Annotated in this window: 16 protein-coding genes, 1 tRNA gene and 2 other annotated features; of the genes, 1 reads left to right on the top strand and 16 read right to left on the bottom strand. The window is 37.1% G+C overall.

Translation table 11 applies throughout. The annotated features are described in order from the left end of the window. Positions 1-25: 25 nt before the first annotated feature. From pheT to ytxC, 10 genes are all read right to left on the bottom strand, one after another. The gene (gene pheT, locus K364_RS0114190; RefSeq protein WP_028308567.1) at positions 26-2,443 is read right to left on the bottom strand and encodes a phenylalanine--tRNA ligase subunit beta; all 2,418 of its coding nucleotides are present in this window, start codon (positions 2,441-2,443) and stop codon (positions 26-28) included. Positions 2,444-2,455: 12 nt separating this feature from the next. Then, positions 2,456-3,481, bottom strand: a complete 1,026-nt coding sequence (gene pheS / locus K364_RS0114185; RefSeq protein ID WP_028308566.1) for a phenylalanine--tRNA ligase subunit alpha — start codon at positions 3,479-3,481, stop codon at positions 2,456-2,458. Between the two features lie 58 nt (positions 3,482-3,539). After that, positions 3,540-3,771 (bottom strand) — a binding site (T-box leader). Positions 3,772-3,783: 12 nt separating this feature from the next. Beyond that, positions 3,784-3,876 (bottom strand): YqzL family protein, encoded by a 93-nt coding sequence (locus K364_RS27970; protein ID WP_156946481.1) that lies wholly within the window; start codon positions 3,874-3,876, stop codon positions 3,784-3,786. Positions 3,877-3,954: 78 nt separating this feature from the next. Next, on the bottom strand, positions 3,955-4,743 hold the full coding sequence (locus tag K364_RS0114180; RefSeq protein WP_051534078.1) for a TrmH family RNA methyltransferase: 789 nt from the start codon (positions 4,741-4,743) through the stop codon (positions 3,955-3,957). Positions 4,744-4,804: 61 nt separating this feature from the next. After that, positions 4,805-5,158 carry a 50S ribosomal protein L20 gene (rplT, locus tag K364_RS0114175; protein WP_028308564.1) on the bottom strand — a complete coding sequence of 118 codons (354 nt, stop codon included), beginning with the start codon at positions 5,156-5,158 and terminating at the stop codon, positions 4,805-4,807. Positions 5,159-5,179: 21 nt separating this feature from the next. Next, the gene (rpmI, locus tag K364_RS0114170; RefSeq protein ID WP_028308563.1) at positions 5,180-5,374 is read right to left on the bottom strand and encodes a 50S ribosomal protein L35; all 195 of its coding nucleotides are present in this window, start codon (positions 5,372-5,374) and stop codon (positions 5,180-5,182) included. Positions 5,375-5,396: 22 nt separating this feature from the next. Next, on the bottom strand, positions 5,397-5,891 hold the full coding sequence (gene infC, locus K364_RS0114165) for a translation initiation factor IF-3 (protein WP_340622511.1): 495 nt from the start codon (positions 5,889-5,891) through the stop codon (positions 5,397-5,399). 276 nt (positions 5,892-6,167) lie between these two features. Next, positions 6,168-8,087 carry a threonine--tRNA ligase gene (thrS, locus tag K364_RS0114160; protein ID WP_028308561.1) on the bottom strand — a complete coding sequence of 640 codons (1,920 nt, stop codon included), beginning with the start codon at positions 8,085-8,087 and terminating at the stop codon, positions 6,168-6,170. Between the two features lie 48 nt (positions 8,088-8,135). Then, positions 8,136-8,344 (bottom strand) — a binding site (T-box leader). Between the two features lie 94 nt (positions 8,345-8,438). Next, complete coding sequence (locus K364_RS0114155) at positions 8,439-9,041, bottom strand: DUF445 domain-containing protein (protein ID WP_028308560.1); 603 nt, start codon at positions 9,039-9,041, stop codon at positions 8,439-8,441. A gap of 70 nt (positions 9,042-9,111) precedes the next feature. Further along, positions 9,112-9,987, bottom strand: a complete 876-nt coding sequence (gene ytxC / locus K364_RS0114150) for a putative sporulation protein YtxC (RefSeq protein WP_028308559.1) — start codon at positions 9,985-9,987, stop codon at positions 9,112-9,114. A 200-nt stretch (positions 9,988-10,187) separates the two neighbouring features. On the opposite strand from ytxC, the gene K364_RS0114145 reads away from it, so the two are divergent. Continuing rightward, positions 10,188-10,430, top strand: coding sequence for a DUF3243 family protein (locus K364_RS0114145; protein ID WP_028308558.1), 243 nt, complete (start codon positions 10,188-10,190; stop codon positions 10,428-10,430). A gap of 143 nt (positions 10,431-10,573) precedes the next feature. Here K364_RS0114145 and K364_RS0114140 read toward each other — a convergent pair whose 3' ends face one another. The 6 genes from K364_RS0114140 to K364_RS0114115 all read right to left on the bottom strand — a co-directional run bounded on the left by K364_RS0114140 (position 10,574) and on the right by K364_RS0114115 (position 16,914). Next, entirely contained in the window at positions 10,574-10,783 is a 210-nt protein-coding gene (locus K364_RS0114140; RefSeq protein ID WP_028308557.1) for a hypothetical protein, read from the bottom strand. Between the two features lie 217 nt (positions 10,784-11,000). Then, positions 11,001-11,077, bottom strand: a tRNA-Val gene (locus K364_RS0114135). Between the two features lie 94 nt (positions 11,078-11,171). Beyond that, complete coding sequence (locus tag K364_RS0114130; protein WP_035269333.1) at positions 11,172-12,335, bottom strand: LL-diaminopimelate aminotransferase; 1,164 nt, start codon at positions 12,333-12,335, stop codon at positions 11,172-11,174. A 4-nt stretch (positions 12,336-12,339) separates the two neighbouring features. After that, positions 12,340-13,197: a diaminopimelate epimerase gene (gene dapF / locus K364_RS0114125; RefSeq protein ID WP_028308555.1), complete on the bottom strand. Its 858-nt coding sequence runs from the start codon at positions 13,195-13,197 to the stop codon at positions 12,340-12,342. Positions 13,198-13,202: 5 nt separating this feature from the next. Beyond that, positions 13,203-15,398, bottom strand: coding sequence for a GltB/FmdC/FwdC-like GXGXG domain-containing protein (locus K364_RS0114120; RefSeq protein WP_028308554.1), 2,196 nt, complete (start codon positions 15,396-15,398; stop codon positions 13,203-13,205). A 10-nt stretch (positions 15,399-15,408) separates the two neighbouring features. Next, the gene (locus tag K364_RS0114115; RefSeq protein WP_035269330.1) at positions 15,409-16,914 is read right to left on the bottom strand and encodes a glutamate synthase-related protein; all 1,506 of its coding nucleotides are present in this window, start codon (positions 16,912-16,914) and stop codon (positions 15,409-15,411) included. Positions 16,915-16,929 lie beyond the last annotated feature (15 nt).

Genomic DNA, 16,929 nt, shown 5'->3' with positions numbered 1-16,929 from the left:
ATTTTTAAATTATTAAAGGGGAAAATTACCTGAGTTGTGCACCAAGCTCCTTAGCTAGATGCTTTTGTATCCTCTCATGAACCTCATTTACTTCTAAATCTGTCAAGGTTTTATCCATTGATTGATATATCAATGAAAAGGCCAGGCTTTTATACCCTGCAGGCACCTGCTTTCCTCTATATACATCAAATACATGAAAATCTTTTAAGAGCTCCTCACCTGATTCTTTTATAATCCTCTCAGCTTCCTTTACATTAATGTCTTCCTTAAGTAATATGGCCAAGTCCCTTTCAACCGTGGGGTATTTTCCTATTTCCCTATAATCAATGTGAGAAACATATAGATCAACTATTTTATTAAGGTCTATTTCTAAAAGATATACTGGGTTTTCTATATTATAGTTTTCCTTTACAAGGGGATGCAGTTCACCAATAGTACCTATTGGGATTTCTTGAGCTCTAATCTGGGCTGCTCTGCCAGGGTGTAAAAATGCCATCTCTGCTTCTGGCAAAAATTCAAAACTCAGGTTGAGACTATCAGCAACTTGTTCAGCTATTCCCTTGAGATAATAAAAATCCAATGGAATAGTGCTCCAATTCCATCCCTTCCACACCTTTCCAGATATTAGCACTCCCAACATATTTGTTTCCAGAGGCAATAAGTTATTAGTAGGAGCATATACTCTACCAATTTCAAATATGTTAACATCCTCTATTCGACGATTATTATTCTTAACATAGACATCAATTAGATTGGAAACAAGAGTAGTTCTCATTACTGCCCCATCTTCACTTAATGGATTGGCTATTTTTATACAATTTCTCAAAACATGACCTTCAGGAATATTAAGTCTATCATATGCATTTTCATTAATAAAACTGTAAGTTATGATTTCCATGGAACCACAGGATACAAGAGAACTTCTTACAATTTGCTCTATTAAGTTAGTCTTAGACTTGACAGCTCTTTCAATTGTTCCAAAGGGCATTGTTGTTGGAATATTATCAAAACCATAAAGTCTAGCTATTTCTTCTATAAGGTCTATTTCACCTGTAATATCACCTCTATAGCTAGGTATGGATATAGTCATTGTATCTTCATTAGTAATTTCTACCCCAAGTTCAATTTTTTCTAAAAGCTCTTGTATTTCGTGAACTGAAAGGTTTACACCAATGGTTGTATTAACCCTGTTTCTCCTAAGAACTATTGTTGTTGGAGAGTGTTTCACTGGGTAATTGTCTACATAGTCCTTTACAACCTTTCCGCCAGCTAACTCTACTAGCAGTTGACATGCCCTATTGGCAGCAACATCAATTCTTTCCTTGTCTACACCCTTTTCAAAGCGTAAAGAGGCTTCAGATCTTAGGTTAAGCTCCCGGGATGTTTTTCTTGTATTTATTGGATGAAAATGTGCTGACTCGATGATTAGGTTTTTGGTACCATCTGTAACCTCTGTATCATAACCACCCATTACACCAGCAATTGCAATTGCTTTTTCGGGATCTGCTATAACAAGCATTTCATTATGTAATTTTCTGTCCTTTTCATCCAGGGTTTTTATAACTTCTCCATTATTTGCACGCCTCACAATAATTTTTTGCTGGGCAACCAGGTCATGGTCAAAGGCATGTAACGGCTGGCCCATTTCCAGCATTACGTAGTTGGTAATATCCACAACATTATTTATTGGACGCACTCCTGCTGCTTGAAGCCTTTTTTGCATCCACATGGGAGATGGCATTATCTTTATGTCCTTGACAACCCTGGCCACATATCTTTCACACAAATCCTCATCAGCTATATGGACAGAAACTGTATTATTAATGCTGCTATCAAGGGGCATTGTAACTTCAGTAAGCTTAACCCTGTCTCCTGTAACTGCAGCTACCTCTTTAGCTACATTTATTATACTTAAACAGTCAGACCTATTTGGTGTTAAATCTAGAACAAGAACTACATCGTCCAATCCCAAAAGCTTTTTAGCATCAGCTCCCTTGGGTACATCCTCATCTAAGACTAATATGCCATTCTTTTGGTCTTCTGGTATTAGACTTTCATCTATTCCCAGCTCTTGACCTGAACAAATCATTCCGTGGGATTCAATTCCCCTGATTTTTGCTTTGCGTATTTTAATACCATTAGGCAGGTTTGCACCTGGCAGGGCTATTACTACCTTTTGACCTTTTCTAACATTTGGTGCTCCACATACAATTTGTAAATCCTTGTATTGTTCATTTACATCAACTGTACAAAGTGTTAGTTTGTCAGCATTTGGGTGCTGCTCAGCTTCCTTGATTTGTCCTACGAATATTTCTGAAATTTCATGGCCCAAATACTCAATTGTATCAACTGCAATACCAGCCCGTGTTAAGGCTTCCGCCAATTCTTCAGGGGTGATACTGATATTTACATACTCTCTTACCCAATTTAAAGAAACTCTCACCCTATATTCCTCCTATTTAAACTGTTTTAAAAATCTAATGTCATTGTCAAAGAATAGACGTAAATCATTAATCCCGTACTTTAACATGGCAATTCTTTCCACACCCATTCCAAAAGCAAATCCCCTTACCTTTTCAGGATCATAGCCTGACATTTCCAATACCCTTGGATGTACCATACCGCTTCCCAGTATTTCTAACCAACCAGTGCCTGAACATACTCTGCATCCTGAGCCATGACACATAACACAAGAAATATCAACTTCAGCACTCGGTTCTGTAAAGGGAAAATAACTAGGCCTCAAGCGAATTTCAACCCTTTCTCCAAACATGGCTTTTGCAAAGGCCAGCAGGGTACCCTTTAAATCTCCCAAGGTTACTTCTCTATCAATTAATAATCCCTCAACCTGGTGAAACATTGGTGAGTGAGTAGCATCATCGTCTCTTCGATAAACCTTTCCAGGTGCAATTATTCTTACCGGCACCTTTGGAGCAACTTTTTCCATTACCCTTACCTGAACTGGAGATGTATGGGTTCTTAGCAATACTTCTGGGGTTATATAGAAAGAGTCCTGCATATCTCTTGCCGGATGATCCTTTGGTAAATTTAGTGCTTCGAAGTTATAATAGTCACTCTCTATTTCTGGACCTTCAGCTACAGAGTACCCTAAGCCACCAAAGATCTCCCTTATTTCGTTTAAAACCAAGCTAATGGGATGAATTGTTCCTACTCCCATTTTGTATCCAGGAAGCGTTACATCAAGCCTTTCTTCTTTCAGCCTATCTTCAGCAGCTCTTTGTTTCAGATCAAAAATTTTTTCATCAAGAAATGCTTGAATACTGTCTCTTACCTCATTGGCAAGCTTGCCAACCTTAGGCCTTTCCTCTGAGGAAAGCTGCCCCATACCACGTAATACTGATGTGAGTTCTCCCTTTTTTCCAAGGAATTTAATTTTAATTTTCTCCAGGCTGGCCATGTCTTGACTGCCACTTATTTCATCAAAGGCCTGTTCCTTAATGGTGTTTAGTTTTTCTATCATATACTACTTAACCTCCTGCTGTATGTATTAATTTGCAAAAAATAAAATGCCTCCTTCCCTAAGGGACGAAAGCATATTCCGCGGTACCACCCTAATTAATCTATGAATACAAACTTATCATAGATTATCTCTATTTGATAACGGTGTATTCACCGGCCTTCCCTACTGTGTTTCAAAAAGGCAGCTCCTGGGTGAATTTCATTATTTTTTGTCACTAGTAGGACTTACAGTCAAGGTCCTACCTCCCTGAAGAGCAAAAAATAATTACTTGTCCCAATCTAAGCTATTTTTACCCTGTTTTTCTACTGTACAATTAACTTTTTGTATAAAATATAAGCACGAATTGATCCGGTCTTTTCAAAAATTCTCCAAAAAACTTCAGCAGGTAGAAACACAGGGCATACACCAACCTTTCCATTTTTGGATTACATGGGTATTATATCATATCTCCGAAACTATAATCAAGGAAGGTGTTAGATTTCATTATGTCTCTGACGAATAGCATCATAAATTAATATTCCAGCAGCTATTGATGCATTAAGCGATTCTGTATCACCAAGGATGGGGATTTTTATCCTATTATTAGCTGCACTTTTCCATTTAGGAGAAGGTCCCTTGTTTTCATTGCCGATAACCAAAGCAGTTGCCCCTTTTAAGTTAACAGAGAAGTAATACTGCTCAGCATTTATATCAGCCACTAAAATATTGATATTATTACTATTTAGCCAATTAATAGCTTCTTCATCCCCAAGTCCATGAATTATAGGAATCTGAAAAACAGCACCCATTGTAGCTCTTATGACCTTAGGATTATATAGATCCACAGTTCCTTCTGTTAGTAATACTGCAGCAGCTTTTGCTGCTGCACTAGTTCTTATAATAGTCCCAAGGTTGCCAGGATCCTGGATTCCATTTAAAACAACTATTAAAGGGTTAGGTAAAAGTGTTAGCTCCTTAAGTGAAGGGTTAGGTTGTCTGGCTACTCCAATAATTCCCTGTGGCGTAACAGTATCTGATAAGTCTTTAAAAAGGTTATTAGATATTCTTAATACCTGACAATCAAGATTTTCCTTTGGTAGCAGATTGGTATTCTCATTTATAACCAGGTAATGAAGCTTTACTCCATGGTTAATGGCTTCTTCTAGCAGTCTAATACCTTCTATCAAGAATAAGCCATTTTCATCCCTGCCTTTTTTCTTGTTTAGAGTTTTAATTAGTTTAAATATAGGGTTATCTTTAGAATTAATATCTTTAAAATCCATTCCACAAAATACTCCTCTATTATTAATTAAGACGACCTTTTGGAAAGTCGTCTTAATAGTGTTAGTTATTTTCTTTTGCAATATTAGCTAACTTTCCAAATGCATTGGCATCACTGACTGCTAATTCGGCCAGCATCTTTCTGTTAATATCAATACCAGCATTTTTTAGTCCTCTAATGAAACGGTTATAAGACATTCCATTAACTCTAGCTGCTGCGTTGATTCTGGAAATCCACAGCTTTCTAAAGTCGCCCTTTCTTTTCTTACGGTGGGCATATGCATATGATAAAGATTTTAATACCTGTTGATTAGCAGGTCTAAAAATCTTTGATTTTGCTCCATAATAACCTTTTGCTAACTTAAGAATTTTTTTATGTCTTTTACGGGCAGTTACACCCCTTTTAACCCTTGCCATATATAGTCCTCCTTTGCTAAATTATCTAGGAATAAGTTGTTCCATTCTTCTTGCATCTCCTGCACTAACTATAGTATTTTTACGTAACTGTCTTTTTCTCTTTGCTGATTTTTTACCTAGTATATGGCTAGTAAAAGCTTGTGATCTTTTTAGCTTACCAGATGCAGTGCGTTTAAATCTTTTAGCTGCACCCCTATGGGTTTTCATTTTAGGCATTTTGCTTCCTCCTTTAATCTATTTAATCTGCCTTGGGAACTAAAATCATTGTCATGTTTTTTCCTTCTACCTTCGGAGGTTTTTCAACATTTGCTATGTCTTCCAGTTGTTTGGCCAGCTTAAGACATATAGCCTTCCCTAATTCAGAATGGGTAATTTCTCTGCCCCTGAACATGATTGTTACTTTAACCTTATCACCATTTTGGATAAACTTTGCTGCATTTCTGGCCTTTGTTTGAAAATCATGCTCCTCAATACCCACTCTAAATTTTACTTCTTTAACATTAACAATTTTTTGTTTCTTTCGGGATTCTCTTTCCTTTTTGCTTAGCTCAAACATATACTTGCCGTAATCCATGATACGACACACGGGTGGCTTAGCAGCCGGTGAAACCTCTACTAAATCCAGCCCCTTATCCATGGCAATCTGCAGCCCCTCTTTAGGAGACATTATCCCCAATTGTTCTCCGGTCTCACTAATAAGGCGAATTTCCCTTGTACGAATAGCCTCATTAATCCTTAATTCTTTACTAATATTTTGTCACCTCCATAAAATATGTGCCCAAAGCAATTACAAAAAAACGGACACAATGTGCCCGTTAAAATGCGTAAACAGTACTTCATATACTGATTGCAACCTTATAAGCGTTAGCCATAAGGTGAGAAGCTTCGGGCCCCTTCTTAAATATGAAAACATATTTAATTCTCTAATTATGAATTATACCATGTTTCTTAACAAACTGTCAAATATTATCATGATCTATTTAGTGCTTTATTTAGTGCTTTTAGTGCTTTATTTAGTGCTTTTTGGCATCTGGCTTTCTTTAACAATTTCATTAACAAAGTCATCTAAAGTTTGTGCCCCTAAATCACCAGCACCCCTTTTTCTTACTGACACTTCTCTGTTTTCTACTTCCTTATCACCAATAACCAACATATAAGGTACTTTTTGCATTTGTGCCTCTCTAATTTTATAACCAATTTTTTCGTTTCTATAATCTACTTCTGCCCGGAGACCATTATTATCCAATTTCTTTAAAACCATAGCTGCGTAGTCTCCATGGGTTTCGCTTATTGGTAAGATTTTCACCTGAACAGGGGCTAGCCATAAGGGAAAGGCTCCTGCGTAATGCTCAATTAAAATTCCTATAAACCTTTCAATACTACCAAATACAACTCTATGGATTACAACAGGCCTATGCTTACCACCATCTTCACCAATATAATATAGATCAAATTTCTCCGGCATTAAAAAGTCAAGCTGTATTGTACCACACTGCCACGTTCTGCCAATGGAATCCCTTAAATGAAAATCAATTTTAGGTCCATAAAAAGCACCATCTCCTTCATTGACTTTATAATTGATTCTCTTTTCTTCTAATGCCTGTTTTAATGAGCAAATGGCCTTATCCCAAATTTCATCTGAACCCATTGCCTTCTCGGGTTTTGTTGATAGCTCTACTGAGTATTCGAAGCCAAATGTCTCGTAAAAATAGTCAACCAAATCAATAACATTTTTTATTTCTGATGTTATTTGCGATGGCAGCATAAAGATATGAGCATCATCCTGGGTGAAGGCTCTTACCCTCATTAAACCATGTAAAACACCTGACTTCTCATGACGGTGGACTAAACCCATTTCAGCTAATCTAATGGGAAACTCTCTATAGCTGTGCTGTTCGGATTTATACACAAGCATTGCCCCTGGACAATTCATAGGCTTAACACAAAAATTGTTTTCATCAATGTTTGTGTAATACATGTTTTCTCTATAATGCTCCCAGTGACCTGATTTTTCCCAAAGTACCTTGTTAAGAATAATGGGGCTCTTGATTTCCTGATAACCCCATTTTTTATGTTCCTTTCTCCAGAAATCCTCCAGTTGATTTCTTAACACCATACCCTTTGGATGAAAAAATGGGAAGCCTGGGCCTTCCTCTTGAATACTAAACAGACCAAGCTGGGCTCCAAGTCTTCGATGATCTCTCTTTTTGGCCTCTTCTATGAGCGCTAAGTACCCATCTAGGTCCTTTTTCTTAGGAAAAGCAGTGCCATAGATTCTTTGCAGCATTGGATTCTTTTCCGAGCCGCGCCAGTAGGCCCCTGCTAATGATAATAGCTTTATGGCCTTTATATCTCCAGTAGTTGCAACGTGAGGCCCAGCACATAGATCTAACCAATCTCCATGCTCATAAATGGATATAACTGCATCATCTGGCAAGTCGTTAATCAATTCTATTTTATAATCCTCTCCCCTTTCTTTAAACAGCTTAATTGCATCTTCCCGGGATATCTCTTTTCTAGTAAACTTTTCGTTTTCTTTAATAATTTTGTCCATTTCTTTTTCAATTTTTTCCAAATCCTCTGGTGAAAACTTGTGTTCTGAATCAAAATCATAGTAATACCCATCTTCAATAGCTGGACCTATTCCCAGCCTGGTTCCGGGATAGAGTCTTTGAACAGCCTGAGCTAAAATGTGTGAAGCACTATGCCTATAGCAATGCTTGCCTTCTTCAGTATCAAATGTAAATATTTCAAGACTTCCATCTTCATGTAAGGGTTTATCCATGTCAACAATCTTACCATTGAATCTGGCTACTACAGCCTCTTTAGCAAGTCTTTTGCTAAGCGTTTCTGCTATTTGCAGCGGTGTTGAGCCTGATGGGTATTTGGCTTGAGTGCCATCTTTTAACGTAATAACAATTTCAAACATTGATACTACCTCCTATGTTAATAAAAAATAAAAAACCATCCCTGATGTTTAAGGGACGGTTATAACCGCGGTTCCACCCTTTTTGGGATAAACTCCCCACTTTGAAAGGTACATGTAACGGTGTTAACCGTCAAGTCTTTGTAGACTTGCTGCTCAAGGGTGGTATTCAATAGTTGGAATTAAAAGATACTTTCAGCCTAGGTATCTATTCTCTGAGTAATTACCATTCAATTTACTTTCCCTATCATAGCTTTTATTTGGAAATTATTCTTTGAAAAAGATTATAACTGTTAATTAATATTTTTGTCAATTAGTCTTTTAAATACGTATTTTTAGAAAAATCAATAGCCATTATGCAAGAACAGTAATTATTAATAGCTGTCCCAGGCCAATTATAAATCCAAGTACCGCTCCCAGGTATTCAATATGCTTTAATTCTCGTCTGGTTATACTTATTATTAGCTTTTCAAACTCTGCCAGCTCTAAATTATTAATCTTTTCTTCGACAATACTGTGTACAACTATATTGTCACTTAAGTCTTCTAATCCTTGTCTTGCAATGGTAGGCAGTACCTTTGTTAATTCTTTAATTAAAATTTCTTCAATCATATTGCCTACTGTTTCTTTAAGCCTTGATGGAAATATGCCGGGTATTCTGTTTGTCAAGTTAGATTTGATTATAGATGCAATATTTTTTATGAAGACAGTGTCATTTATGCCGCTTTCAAATGCAGGTATAAGATCTTTAATACAGAGCAGCTCCTTCTCCACAATCTTACCTATATTAGCAGCTATCTCATAACGTCTTTTTGGAATAATACCCTGTATTGAAAAATTAATAATAGGAAACCTCATTGGCTTATATGGACGGAATATTAGTTTTATTGCGATAAGGTTAGTGACCCAACCAATTATAGCTCCCATTACGGGAATTATTATTAATTTTAATTCCATAATTGTTTCATCCTTAGCTGGATTAAATTTGCAACCTTTACTCTATTAGCTCCTATAGTTAATAGCTTGCTTATTTGTTTTTTGAATATGAATGACTGCATTTTATGCAGCCTTCACACTTTATTACCCTGTTTTCCCCAAATACCTTACGCAAGGTAGAAATCAGCCCCTGATGCTCTATGTTTCTAAACCCATGCAGAACTAGTTCTTTTGGAGCAAGTGAAATAACAGAGCTTATTACAATATCTTCATAGCTAATGTCCTCATCCATTAAATTTACACCATATTTATAGAACTCTATACCCTTTAGCTCTTCATTATAAAGCTTAAAGGTTCCAGAGTCATTAAAAAAGATATGAACACATTTAAATTTGGGTCTAGTAATATGCATAAGGTGTTTTAGTAAATCTACGAATTCGTCATATTCCTTTTCAAGAAGATAATCTTCTACAGAATCCTCTACTGCTAATTGTATCTCATTGCAAAAATCTTTCAACCTAAAATTTACAAAGCCGTCAATAATTAAATTGTTGTTATTTTCAAAGTGCTTTATTATTCTTTTATAAATTCGCGATTTCCAAGCCTTTTGATTATTTATGTCATTGAAAGCTAATAGATAGTTTTCCGTTTTAGTACTAATAGCTCTTCTTTCATCTATGTCAAAATAATAATAGTGGTTTTTAATAGTTTTTTCAATTATTATATCCTTATATTTATCCACTATTAAATTAGTTAAGGTTGAAATAAGTGAGTTTATGCAATTGTTTAAAGAATTGGAGCTTTGATTTGCAGTAAGCTTAAGCTCATAAAAATAGTATTTTCCCTTAACTTTTATATCTAGATCATTTATTAATCCCTGCTCTCTCATAGTAATAAATTGATTCTCCAATTCTTCATACATAAAGTTTAAATCTTTATTAGTGACAATTGAATACAATAAATCCATAAAATCACTTCCTTCCCTTATCAATATATGTAGAAGAATTTTAATGTATTCAAAAGTAAGTAATTGGATATAAAATTGCTATATACTAATATTTTTTCTATTTAATCAAAAACTGAGTAATATAAAATCTAAAAACACACATCCTATATAATGGGTAAAAAAATTCATTTCGGAGATAATAGATAATGGAGGTGAATATAATGGCTGAATTACAGTTTCCTGAAGAATTAGCACAAAAAATACGTGATGGTCAAAAACATGGAGTTTCTGAAGAAAACATGGTGAAAGGTATTGTTTCTTTAGGTAATCTTTTAGAAAAGTTTACAGAACCGGATACTGCGGAAGAAGCTTTAATGAAAACAATGTGGGAAAACGCTAATGAAGAAGAAAAGTACACAATAGCTAGATTAATAGTAAGAATCGGAAAAAAGAATATTCATTAATATAATTAAATGGAACCCGAGGGTTCCATTTAATTATATATTATAGCATGCACTTTTACCCATAATATACCTGTAAAATTGAATCCCAGCTATAGCGGCTGGGACTGGAAAAAAGAGTTGTCATCCACCATATAATCTAATTCTTAATCGGCACCTGCAGCGAACAGGTTGTTATTTGGGAAAAGGAAGAAGAATAGTATTATGATTATAATCAAGAAAAAATCGTTACCACCACAATGATTGTTGTTTCCCATTAAACAGCATAACAATAGCAGAATAAGAATTAGGTTGTCATCAAAGATTGGCAATACTGGACCTGGATTTGGTCTTGGTCCATGTCCTGGTCTACCCATATGAAAGCCCCCTTCACTATTTGATACTTATATATATGTTAAGTTTCCCTATGTTGTTACAATTTGGCAAATAGTATTTTTCCAAAGCAAAAACCAGACTTATTGTCTGGTATCTGGGTAATTAAGAATTAAGGAGTAAAAAATTTGAGAATATTCGCTTTTAAAGAGATGAAAAAACGCCAGGTTCTAAAACCTTGGCGCTCTATGTTTTAATTGATGGTGGGCGATACTGGACTTGAACCAGTGACCTCTTGCATGTCAAGCAAGCACTCTAACCACCTGAGCTAATCGCCCGCTAACCTAATATTAACGTAACATATTATACACTTTTTATCTATCTATTGCAAGCTATCAAAGTTTGTTACTGTCTAGGTTTATTATCAGTTTATTACCATTGTACCTTTTTCATTCTTTCCAAGGCTTCTTTAAGCCTATTTTCAGCAACTGTTAAAGAAATTCTAAAGTAACCTTCACCATATTCTCCATACCCATTGCCAGGAGTAATAATTACATTGGCTTTTTCAAAAATTAATTCACAGAATTGGGCAGATGAATAGCCTTTAGGTACTGGAACCCAGATATAAAAGCTTCCAATGGTCTTTTCAAGCTGCCAACCCATTGAGTTTAATTTATCAATAACCATATCTCTTCTGTGTTCATATAGTTTACGCATATCCTCCAGACAATCTAAAGGACCTGTTAAGGCCTTTATTGCTGCAACCTGAACAGCCTGAAATACACCTGAATCAAGGTTGGATTTTATTCTTCCCAGAGCTTCTATAACCTCTTGTCTTCCCACTGCCCAACCAATCCTCCATCCAGTCATGTTAAAAGGCTTGGAAAGTGAATTAAATTCTATACCCACATCCTTTGCCCCAGGTATCTCCATGAAGCTCAGGGGTCTTTGACCATCAAAAAAGACTTCTGAATATGCAGCATCATGGCATACAACAATATCATATTTTTTGGCAAAGGCCACAACCTTTTCAAAAAATTCCCTATTAGCTACTGCACCAGTAGGATTATTTGGATAATTGATAAACATTAGTTTAGCTCTTTGAGCCACATCCTCAGGTATTATATCTAAATCTACTAAAAAGCCATTTTCTTCTTTTAGAGGCATTACATAGGGTGTACCGCCTGCGAGAATAGTTCCTATGCCATAAACTGGATATCCTGGATCCGGTACAAGGTTTATATCTCCTGGGTTAACATAGCAAAAAGAAATATGGCCTATTCCTTCCTTTGAGCCAATTAGAGAAACTACCTCCTTCTTGGGATCCAATGTAACTCCATGCTGACGTTCATACCATTGGCATACAGCCTTTCTATATTCAAGCATTCCAACTGAGCTTGGATATTGATGATTTGCTGTCTCCCTGGAGGCAGTATTTAATTCTTCTACAATATAGCTAGGAGTTGGTTGATCAGGGTCACCAATTCCAAGGCTAATAATGTCAACGCCCTTTTCCCTTGCCTCAGCTATTTTTTGTTCAATACGTGCGAATAAATATGGTGGAAGCTTTGAAATTCTTTCAGCCTGCTTAATCATTTAATCACCCCTTGGTTAATTTATTTAAAAGGTTTCCTTCAAATACATATTCTGCAGCACCTGTCATGTAGACCATATTATCTTGCTTGCTCCATTTTATGTGAAGGCTGCCTCCTGGCAGAATAACCTCTACGTCCCTGTTGTTTTTTCCATTTAATACTCCTGCCACCGCTACAGCACATGCACCAGTACCACAGGCCAGGGTGGCTCCAGCACCTCTTTCCCAGACCTTTACCTTTACTGTTGATTTATTAATGACCTGAACAAATTCAACATTTGTATATGCAGGGAATACAGATGCCTTCTCAACCAATGGACCCCATTTTTCTAGAGGCACCTCCACCAAGTCCTCCACATATATGATACAATGAGGGTTTCCCATGGAAACACACGTCACTGCAAAATGCTGCCCATTAATTTCAATAGATTGATTAATTACTTCTGGGTTTCCAGAAAGAGTGGTTGGTATCTCCTCAGGTTTAAGGCGAGGGGACCCCATATTTACTTTAATATTTTTTACAGTTAAGCCATCTACTATTACCTCAGTTATGATTAAACCCGCCAGGGTGCTAATGGTTATAAGTTGCTCCTTGACTATTTCCTTCTCATAAAGATATCTGGCAACACACCTGGTTGCATTGCCGCACATCTCAGCCTCAGAACCATCAGGATTAAAAATTCTCATGGTTACATGAGCTTTGTCTGATGGCAAAAGTACAACTAGACCATCTGCACCAACACCAAAGTTTCTGTTGCAAACCCTAACAGCTAATTGAACATAATCTGTTATAGGCGTAGTATTTGTTAAGCTATTAATTATTACAAAGTCATTGCCTAATCCATGCATCTTAATAAACTCCATATAAATTACCTCCTGGATAACATTTGTATAACCGAGCCTTTGCACACTGCTGCACAAGTTCCACAACCGCCGCACATTTGAAGATTTACATGAAATTCTTCACCTTCTCTGACAAGGGCTCCCCTGGGGCATGCCTCAACACATTCATCACATTGGATGCACACACCACAATGTAAACAGCGTTCATGGGGTTCAATATAATGTGGATTTTCTATGGGAGAACATTTGTAAGGTTCTAGAATAAAGTCCTCTTCTTCCATGTTATTACTCCATTGATTTGGAATCCCCTGCAGGTCTGCGTGAATTTCATAAGCACATTTTTTGGCCTGGGCTATGTTTTCTGCAACAAGCTTCAGCCCACTAACATCACCTACAAAGTATACATTTGAATTATTAACTCTAAAGCTTTTTTCAGATAAAGGCTTCAAAAAGCCCCTATTGTCCTTTTGCTGCGTTAACTCCTCTGGTATAAAATTTAATACTGGCAGTTCACTTGTAAAAACCAGAATATTATCCGCTTGAAAACTAAGGTTACTTCCCATGTGGCTTTTAGCAACTACCAGACCATCCCTAGTAATTTCCTCAATAAAAACCGGATATTCGAATTTTATACCTTTCTGTTTTAGTCTATTTATCTCATGTTTATTTCCAGAAGGGGTTTTTATATCAAGTACTGTTATATTTTCTGGACTAACTCCCATTTTTAGAGCTGCTTCTATACCATCAATTGCTGCATCACCAGCTCCTAAAAAAACTACTTTCCTACCTAATCTGTCTACCTTTCCCTTGTTGTAATCCTTTAAGAAGTCTATGCCAGAAACAGCCTTATCTATGCCTTTAACAGGGGGCATCATACCCTTGTGAGCACCGACTGCAATAATAATGCTGTCATGGATAGTCATGAGCTCCTTGAATTTCTCTGAATCTACTGGCGAGTTTAATTCTACCTCTACTCCCATGTCCATAATTCTCTTAATATCATGCCTGAGTTCTTCAAGAGGCAACCTTTCTCTGGAAATTACTTGGAACATTTTTCCTCCAAGCTCCTGGTCTGCTTCATAAATCTTTACCAAATATCCTAAACGTGCAAGAAAGTATGCAGCACTAAGTCCAGCTGGGCCTCCTCCAATAACACCAATAGAACCCTTACAATTATCTATTGGAAAAGTAACTTGATGGGTTTTATACATTTTAGCCAATTCACTGCTATTAATTGGGAAATCTAAATATCCCCTGGTACATCCATCCATGCATAAATGTGGACATATATGGCCGCAGCAGCTGTTCCTGAAGGGAGTATATTCATCTAAAAGCTCTATTGCTTTGTTAATATGATTTTGTCTTATATGCTTAAGAAATTGTCCAGTAGGAATACCAACAGGACAGGATCTTTCACATGGAGATTTTCTCTCCTTATGAATTGGTTTTAGACCTGTATTTACTGGATATGCGGGATAATAGAAATTTTCAAAAGGTCTGCTGCCCACAGGAACAATCTTAACAATACTGCGTTCGAGTAAACTGCCTGGATCAAAATCAAACTCACGGCAAAATTCATTAACTAGAGAAGTAATCTTCTCCATATCCCCATTGGTTACTTCAGAAAAGGCTCCTCCTATTCCAAGCTGATATTGTTCAACATGGCTTTCAAAAACGAAGATTTCGCCTCCATGAATACCTGTTGCCAGGGTACTGGCAGCTTTGCCGACTACATCATCCTTTATATTATTCCTATTTAAAACAATAATAGTTCCCCCCGCCATATATTCCCCTAGAAAATCTCCTGCAGTACCACCTATAACCAAAGCAGGAACCTTTTCCTTATATGACTTCATATGGATACCAACCCGGTAACCAACATCATCTCTAACAAAGATTTTCCCGCCGCGCATCCCGTAAGCAAGGGCATCCCCTGCTATACCATGAATTACAATAGTCCCACTATCCATGGTATTTCCTATTGCGTTTTGTCCGTGGCCTTTAACTATTATTTTACTACCTTCCAAGGCAAAGCCAAGGTCCTCACCTGGAATACCCTCTATCTCAATAATGGCATTCGGGTCATTTATTCCAGTGCCAATATATCTCTGACCAAGGACATTTTTTAATAAAATATGTTTATATCCCTCTTTTAAGGCGGACCTTATTTTATCATTTAAATCTCTATAATAAATACCCTTTGCATCAATCACATATGCCATGATGTCACCTCTATTCACCTGCATGTTTTATTCCAAGAATCTCTAATTCCTTATCATTCAAGCCTACTCCCCTTAAAAGGAGTCTGTTGCCTCTAAAGCTTCCCATATCATAAATTCCGTTGAGCCCCATAAGCTCTTGCATTTCATGGTGCCAGCCTTCTACAAGATTTCTAAGGCGTTCTTCTGCCCATTCTACATCAAGGCGTTTTAATAGAGACTCCTCATTAGTTGTAATTCCCCATGGACATTTTCCCGAATGGCATCTTTGGCACATGTGACATCCACATGCTACAAGGGCAGCCGTCCCTATTGCTACGGCATCTGCACCCAGGGCTATGCATTTCATCACATCAGCACTATTTCTTATACCCCCTGCTGCAATTATTGATGCCTGGTGCCTAATGCCTTCATTTCTTAATCGCTCATCAACTACTGCTAATGCCAGCTCTATAGGAATTCCAACGTTATCCCTTACAATAGATGGAGTTGCCCCACTTCCTCCCCTAAAGCCATCAATATATATCATATCAGCACCAGCATGTACTACTCCTGTGGCAATTGCAGCAACATTGTGAACAGCTGCAATCTTAACACATACTGGCTTATAACCAGTAGCTTCTTTTAATGCATGGATTAAAAGCTTTAAATCCTCTATAGAATAAATATCATGCTGTGGTGCAGGTGATATGGCGTCACTATGAAGTGGTATCATTCTAGTTTCAGATATTCCAGGCAGAACCTTTTCCCCAGGCAGGTGACCACCAATGCCCGGTTTTGCACCCTGACCGATTTTTATTTGGTAAGCTCCACCAAGCCTTAAATATTCTGGACTTACACCAAATCTTCCAGAGGCCACCTGGAGTACAGCCCTTGATGCATAATCATATAAATCCTTATGAAGGCCACCTTCTCCCGAATACCATAAAATATTCTTTTTCATTGCCACCTTTGCCAGAGCCTTCTGTAGATTTAAGCTTATACTTCCATAGGACATTGGTCCAAAGACTAATGGCAAATCAATCTCTATCAAATGTTGCTGCTTTTGGTCTTTACTATTGCTATATGAGACTTCTCTTCTGCCAAGGAAGGTAGTGGTTTCCATGGGCTCCCTTTGCGGATCTATGGATGGGTTTGTAACCTGACAAGCATTAAAAGTTATTCTATCAAAATAATTTGGCAGATCATTATCAGCTCCCATGCCTGTTAAAATAACAGCCCCTGAAGCTGCCTGTAAATGCACCCTGTTAACACTTTTATAGTCCCAAAGCTTGTTGGCCCTTAGTGGAAAAGGTCTGTCAACTATGGTTATAGCCCTTTTAGGACAGGTTAGTTCACAACGGTGACATGCACCACAAGAGGACTGGTTGGCTGCCGGCAGCTTTTTCCCATTCTTTAATATTATTTTTATCTCATTAAATGAACACTCCCGGACACATTGAGCACAACCATCACATAGCTCATAATTAAACTCTGGCTTAAACAAGGAATTTAGACCCTGGTCGTAACATTTATTCATAGAATTCACTCCTGA

The sequence above is a fragment of the Desulfitibacter alkalitolerans DSM 16504 genome (assembly GCF_000620305.1).
Lineage (GTDB): Bacteria > Bacillota > DSM-16504 > Desulfitibacterales > Desulfitibacteraceae > Desulfitibacter > Desulfitibacter alkalitolerans.
The sequence above is the reverse complement of the archived record's forward strand: the minus strand, read 5'-3'. Positions and strand labels throughout refer to the sequence as shown.